The 6,529-nt window shown below is 37.0% G+C and carries 7 protein-coding genes; all 7 read left to right on the plus strand.

Going from position 1 to position 6,529, the window contains the following annotated elements:
- Positions 1-199 precede the first annotated feature (199 nt).
- The 7 genes from OXPF_RS02855 (at position 200) to OXPF_RS21580 (ending at position 6,439) form a co-directional block, all read left to right on the plus strand.
- Positions 200-1,273, plus strand: a complete 1,074-nt coding sequence (locus OXPF_RS02855) for a uroporphyrinogen decarboxylase/cobalamine-independent methonine synthase family protein (protein ID WP_054873700.1) — start codon at positions 200-202, stop codon at positions 1,271-1,273.
- 258 nt (positions 1,274-1,531) lie between these two features.
- Entirely contained in the window at positions 1,532-2,146 is a 615-nt protein-coding gene (locus tag OXPF_RS02860) for a MarR family winged helix-turn-helix transcriptional regulator (RefSeq protein ID WP_054873701.1), read from the plus strand.
- 141 nt (positions 2,147-2,287) lie between these two features.
- Positions 2,288-2,782 (plus strand): Fur family transcriptional regulator, encoded by a 495-nt coding sequence (locus OXPF_RS02865; RefSeq protein WP_054873702.1) that lies wholly within the window; start codon positions 2,288-2,290, stop codon positions 2,780-2,782.
- A 391-nt stretch (positions 2,783-3,173) separates the two neighbouring features.
- On the plus strand, positions 3,174-3,647 hold the full coding sequence (locus tag OXPF_RS02870; protein WP_054873703.1) for a GNAT family N-acetyltransferase: 474 nt from the start codon (positions 3,174-3,176) through the stop codon (positions 3,645-3,647).
- Positions 3,648-3,830: 183 nt separating this feature from the next.
- Positions 3,831-5,330 (plus strand): sensor domain-containing diguanylate cyclase, encoded by a 1,500-nt coding sequence (locus OXPF_RS02875; protein ID WP_054873704.1) that lies wholly within the window; start codon positions 3,831-3,833, stop codon positions 5,328-5,330.
- Between the two features lie 334 nt (positions 5,331-5,664).
- Positions 5,665-6,123, plus strand: coding sequence for a sialidase family protein (locus tag OXPF_RS02880; protein WP_152967683.1), 459 nt, complete (start codon positions 5,665-5,667; stop codon positions 6,121-6,123).
- A 157-nt stretch (positions 6,124-6,280) separates the two neighbouring features.
- Entirely contained in the window at positions 6,281-6,439 is a 159-nt protein-coding gene (locus OXPF_RS21580; RefSeq protein WP_242854302.1) for a winged helix-turn-helix domain-containing protein, read from the plus strand.
- The last annotated feature ends 90 nt before the right edge of the window (positions 6,440-6,529 follow it).

Here is a 6,529-nt window from a genome sequence, read left to right on the forward strand (position 1 = left end):
GGGGACGTTCACACTTGTACTGTATTTATAATTTATGTAAGAATGAGCTGTCCCGCACCTGCCTATGCAAATGAACTGCTTCGGACCTGCCCTTACCTTTCACGATTCATTAATTCATTTTCCACTTTACATTCAAATATAATTAAGAAAGGAGCTAATCTAAGACTATACCCATTAATACTAAAAGAGGAGTGAAAATATGGCTAATTTAAAATTTGATGAAAAAGAGCTTAAAGTTGTAGGTGAATTACCGGGAAGGTTTGGCGGGCCGCCTACACCTTTGTATGACTTTCCTGTATCCCGCAAAAAAGCTTATCTTTCAGCAATAAAGAAAGATCCAATCTGGCAAATTACCACTGTCGAGACCCGTTCCATCATGCCTAAGGCCAATCCTGACAATGTTGCCCGTGCATTTGTAGTTGAAGACACCATGATGCCTGCAGAGCAAGGCGGCGGAAAAGACATGTTCGGTATTGAATGGGTATATATCCCTGTAGCAGGGGGAAGCATTGTAAAACCCGGCAATCCTTTGCTTGAAGATGCAAATGAATGGGAAGAAAAGATAGTATGGCCTGATATTGACAGCTGGGACTGGGAAACAAGCGCCAAGAACACACACCTTACTGATGAAGTGTATAACAATGTCTGGATGCAAAATGGATGGTTCGAAAGGATTATTTCTTTTATGGATTTTCCGAATGCTGCCATGGCTATGATTGATGATGAACAGAAAGATGCGATAAAAGACCTGCTTGACAAAATTTCAGATCTTTACATAAAAATTATAGACAAGCATCTTGAATATTTCCCGGGCATAGACGGATTTTATATGCATGATGACTGGGGCGCACAAAAAGATACCTTTTTCTCACCTGCAACAGTAGCTGAATTGATTGTTCCTGCTATGAGAAAAGTTACCGACCACCTTCATTCAAAGGGGTTGGTTGCTGACTTCCATTCATGCGGAATGATTGAAAAACAAGTGCCCAATATTATAGCTGCAGGATGGGATACGTGGAGCCCGCAGCCAATGAATGATACACACATGATTTATGAAAAGTATGGCGATAAATTAGTTATAGGCGTTGTTCCTGACCCGCTCCCACCTGATGCTACAGAAGCAGAACAGAGAGAAGCTGCAGCAAAGTTCGTAGAAAAATTCTGCAAACCCGGTAAACCGGCAACAATAGGTTATTCCGGTGCGGCTGTATTAACACCGGCATACAGAGAAGAATTATACAAGCTTTCCAGGACTAAATACAGCGAAATTTAAGATTACAAGAATAAAAATGCCATGCGTTTAACTCGCATGGTATCACATAAAAAATAAGCGGGTGTATTTTCAAAATGAAGATACCTCCGCTTTTTTATGCTCAGGATTCAAGATGGTTTGTTACGTAAGTATTTTTACAAAAGTGTGCAAACCTTTAGTCAGGTACTTTACAAATATGTTTGTTAGTGTTATACTTATATCAGTCAGGTACTTGACTTGTTAAATTAACTCTTAATATCAATTAAGGAGGAGAAAACAATGAGCGAAATAAAAATAACCATCACAGAGCAATTTCAGCAGCTTCAAATGCTGATGCACAGGACATCGTTGTACAATTTCAAGGGTGCCGGCAAGGTACATAATCCGCACAGGGGGCAAGGCCGTGTACTGGCTATTCTAAAAATGAAGCCTGAAATCAGCCAGAAAGAATTGACGTATCTGCTCAATATGAGCAAACAGTCTCTTGCTGAATTGCTTGCGAAACTGGAAAAGAGCGGCTACATCACACGCGAACCGTCGGAGGAGGATAAGCGCGTTATGAAAATCAAGTTGACCGAGAGCGGTACAAAGGCTACCGATGATGTGGATGACGAAACGCTGGAAGCATCAAAAATACTCGACTGCTTAAACGATGAGGAACTTAGCCTTTTCAGCGAATATCTCGGGCGAATTATCAAGCGGTATGAGGAACAATTCCCTAATGAAGACTTCGAGCAGCGACGCAAGTCGATGGAGGAGTTTATGTTGCAGCACGGACACGGTCATGGGTTTGGGGGCTTCGGCGGTCACAGCGTACACGGCGGACCTCACGGAAATCACGATGATGATTTCTGCGCAGGACACAGACATCATAACAACTGGAGGAGGCGTTAAGATATGGAAGCTATGATTCCGGTAATACCCGGAAATCAAACGGCGTATGATGGCTATATAATAATCTTACTAGAATAAGAAAATAGCCACTATAGTTTAAAGCTTCTAGATTAAGGTTTTGTTTTGAATAGGAGTGGTCCCATGATGAAACCAGCAATGAATTTAAAAAAGTTATTTGAAGAAAAAGGATATAAGTATACGATACAGAGGGAAAAGATATTTGAGATATTAATGAAACATGGTGAAGAACATCTAACGGCAACCGGCATCTACGAGCTTGTGAAGTTAAACCACCCCGATATCAGCATGGCAACTGTGTACCGAACCTTACTGATTTTTGAAGAACTGCACATTATAAATAAACTAGGGTCTGAGAATGAATACAACAGATATGAATTCAATGCAAATAACGATGCCCACAAACATTATCATTTGATTTGCGTTAAATGCGGGCAGATTAAAGATATAAAAGAAAACTTTATGACCGATATGAGTGAAAATATCTTAGAAAAGTATCATTTTATAGTCAATGGGTATAGCCAAAGACTATATGGGATATGCAAAGATTGTTTAGTGAAAAAAGTGCAAGATAAGGCAGCGAAAATTGCCGTATCGGGAGCAGGTAACGAATTATGAGATGGCTGTGTATCACTTAAAAAACTAAACTTGAATGGCTGGAAGCAAAAGAACATTAATATCGCACAGATCAACTGGTACGAGGATATGCCTGACACCTCAAACCTTGATACTAAACCTGAGCGATTAATGGCAAAAGAAAGTTCATTTACCGGTTGAGTAATTTTAAACCGGCGAATTCCAAATTTCAGAGCAGGACGAGCTCAATAAGAAGCCGGACTGTTCTTTTTGTCATATCTAAAGGATGGTACGGGCGATACTTAAATGAGAACGGTAGAAAGCGCTAGTAATATATGGTATTATTATAACATTGAAAACAGGAATTTACTGGCAGCATTGAAATTTGGAATTACATACTTTTATAGAAATTATTTTATAATGGAGATTATATATGGATTTGCTGAAAATCAGAGCATTTGAAGATGATGATATACTTTTAATGAAAACATGGTTAAATAAAGAGCACGTCATGAAATGGTACGAAGATCCGGATGCTTGGTTGTCTGAAATTTATGGCCGGTTCGATAAATTCAGTTTTATAAATCACTTTATTGCCCTTTATGATAGAAATCCGATAGGATTCTGCCAATATTATATTTGTGCAGATGCCGACGAGCATTGGTATGGAAATATTCCTATTACAGGCAGCTATAGCATTGATTATCTGATTGGGGAGGAAAATTATTTAGGAAAGGGGTTCGGGAAAGCTATCATCGCATTGCTAGTAAATAAAGTATTCTCATTGGATAAAGCTCAGAGAATTATTGTATTTCCTGAACCAGAAAACATAGCCTCCTGCAAGTCTCTTTTAGCAAATGGATTTATCTTTGATGAAAAGAACAAACTATATTGCAAAACAAAATAGTGTAATTATTTTCAATGCATCATTTTTAACTTTATATTTGTAGAAGTCATAATTGAAAACGATTGCATACAGTCTGTTTTGAGCTTGGACAGCAAATAAAACTCATTTATCGTTTGTAATTTTACTCAAAAATATTTTATTATAGTATAATATAACCATTCTGATTTGAAGAGGTAAGAATTCTTGATAAAAGCTTATTTACAATTTGTTGATAAAATTTCAAAAGGTTTATTTTTAAATATGGATTTTAAAAATAGCTTAGAATTTGAAAGAAGGTATATTCTTTTAAGCTTACAGCGGGGAAAAATATTTAAGTGGGTAATTTTTATCATGAGTTTTTATAACTTTTATCTTGACTTTTCTTTATATAAAGATAATAGTGTTGATGTAATTTACCGTCAAAATCTTATGAATATCCATATTATAATCTTAATATTATCACTTGTTTATATTGTGATTTACAGATTACTTGAGAATTCAGAGCAATACAGGTTTTCTTATGTCGCCAAGGGTATAATGCTTTCTGATATATTTTTGACAATTTTTATAGCGGCTATTCTATCCTTAAATAGTCAAAGGTTTACTGGAAACATTGATGCTTATATTTTGGCAATTCTTACAGTAGCATTGGTCGTTCCGATATATCCTAAATTGGTATTGGGGATATATTGTTTAAATCATATTTTTTTTCTAATAGGTCTTTCATATTTTTGTAAAAATAATACTGCCGTTATTAGGCAATCTAATTCTACTTCTACAGTATTTATTGCTCTTGTTTTATTCCTGATAATATATAGATATAACGTTAAAAACTTTTTGAATGAGGAAATTCTCAAAGAGGATAAATTAACTTTTACAAAATTATTTGAGATAAACCCCTTTCCTTTATTGATATCCAGATTCGAGGATGGCAAAATACAGTATACAAATCAGAAGGCAATGCTATTTTATGATATTCGGAAAGAACACTTTGATACTATTAACCATAAGTATTTATATAAAAATATTTCTGATTTAAAAAAAGTTTACGAAATGTTAGAGATAAACGGAAAAGTTAATAATTATATAGTAGAACAAAAAACCTTATCGGGCCAGATTAAATGTACTATAGTTAATTATGAACTGATCGATTATTTTGGAGAGAAGTCTATTTTAAGCGGCGTTGCAGATATAACTGAAATAAAAAGGATGGAGAATGAATTGGCAATACATGCATCTACAGATAGTTTAACCGGTGTTTTAAACAGAAGAGCCGGAATGGATATAATGAAGAGGAAATTTGAAACAGCAAGGAACGAAAAAAAGGAATTTAGCCTTTGCTTTTTTGATATAGACAACCTTAAGATGGTAAACGACAAGTTTGGACATTTAGAGGGAGATTCTTTAATAAACGATGTTTGTAGGGTAATAAGAGAAGAAATCACTCCTGATGATACTATTTTCCGTTATGGCGGAGATGAATTTATGATATTATTCGATAATAAACATGAAAATGAAATAAATAATACTTGCCGCAGGATCGAGGAAAGGTTTAAAACTTTAAATAAGAATAGTCATAAGCCTTATTCTATCAATGCAAGTATAGGAATGTTCTCTCATAAACCAGAAATGAATCTAACTTTGGAACAGATTATCGAAATTGTGGACAAAGACATGTATAATAATAAGTTAAAGAGAAAGTAATCCTTATTATAGGTAGTATTCCAAATAGAAAAGAAGCAAAAGGACTTGAACCCTTGTGGCTTGACTCCTTTTGCTTTTATAATTTTTATGATATTTAAATGCGATTATTTATCATGATATGTATTTGATGCAACAATTCATATTTTTCCGTATAGTATGAAACAATACAAAAGGAGTTTCTAAGTCCAAAGTTTGAGACAGGTGATTAAGGGTAGAGGGACGTTCAGCGGAAAAGCATTCAAAAACTTTATTATTTCAGGTTCAGCAAAGGTTACACCTTTATGATGGTAATTGCAAGGTAGCTACCTGCAAATACTAAACGGAGGTAATCTTAATGAAAGCAAAACTTTTAGGAACTTTAAGAACTGGTAAGAACATTACCATTTGCGCAGCATTGGTCCTGACTCTCGGGACGACCACAACACTTGCTGCAAATGCCGCAACTGGCGGGAAATTGGGTGAACTATTCAAGCTGGATAACGGTACGGCAAGTTATTCCACCGACGGCGGACAAACTTGGAATGAGGGAACGCCAACAGGCAGCGATTTACGTTATTCTTTAGACGGAGGGCAGACATGGAACGACGGCCTTCCTCCGGCCGGCAGTGACGACCAATCCTTGGTTGCGTATGGCACTCCCCCTGCCGAGGGCGATGCTAACAGCTTGATAACAAAGAATGAAAACGGTGTTATAAGCTATTCTAGCGATGGCGGTAAGACATGGAGCAGCACGGCACCCAGCGGATTCAACGTCACCGTCAACCCTGACTGCAGCGTGAGCGTTGGAAGATAACACTATAGCACAACTGGCAAAGAGGCTGTTTGACGGCCTCTTTGCCATAAACACAGGAAAGGGGTGTGATTATGCGGATACTGATGGTGGAAGATGAGAAATATATGGCAAGAGCCGTAGCGGAAGTATCAAGCTCAAGCTTAAAGAGGCGCAGTTATTGGAACTTCTCATGAATCATAAAAACATGATCGTATCAAAGGACTCGATCATAGAAAAGATCTGGGGCTATGAGACCGAGGCTGCAGACAACCATGTAGAGGCACATATATCACTGCTGAGTGAATATTCCGGTGCGGTGAAACCGAAGTTCCGGTGAATTGGAAACCTCCTGACCGGAACCGGAAACCGCATTCGATTGACTTAATAAAAACTATTCACTTTGAGATTTATCTAAACCATATACCTC

The sequence above is a fragment of the Oxobacter pfennigii genome (assembly GCF_001317355.1).
Classification (GTDB): Bacteria; Bacillota; Clostridia; order Clostridiales; family Oxobacteraceae; genus Oxobacter; species Oxobacter pfennigii.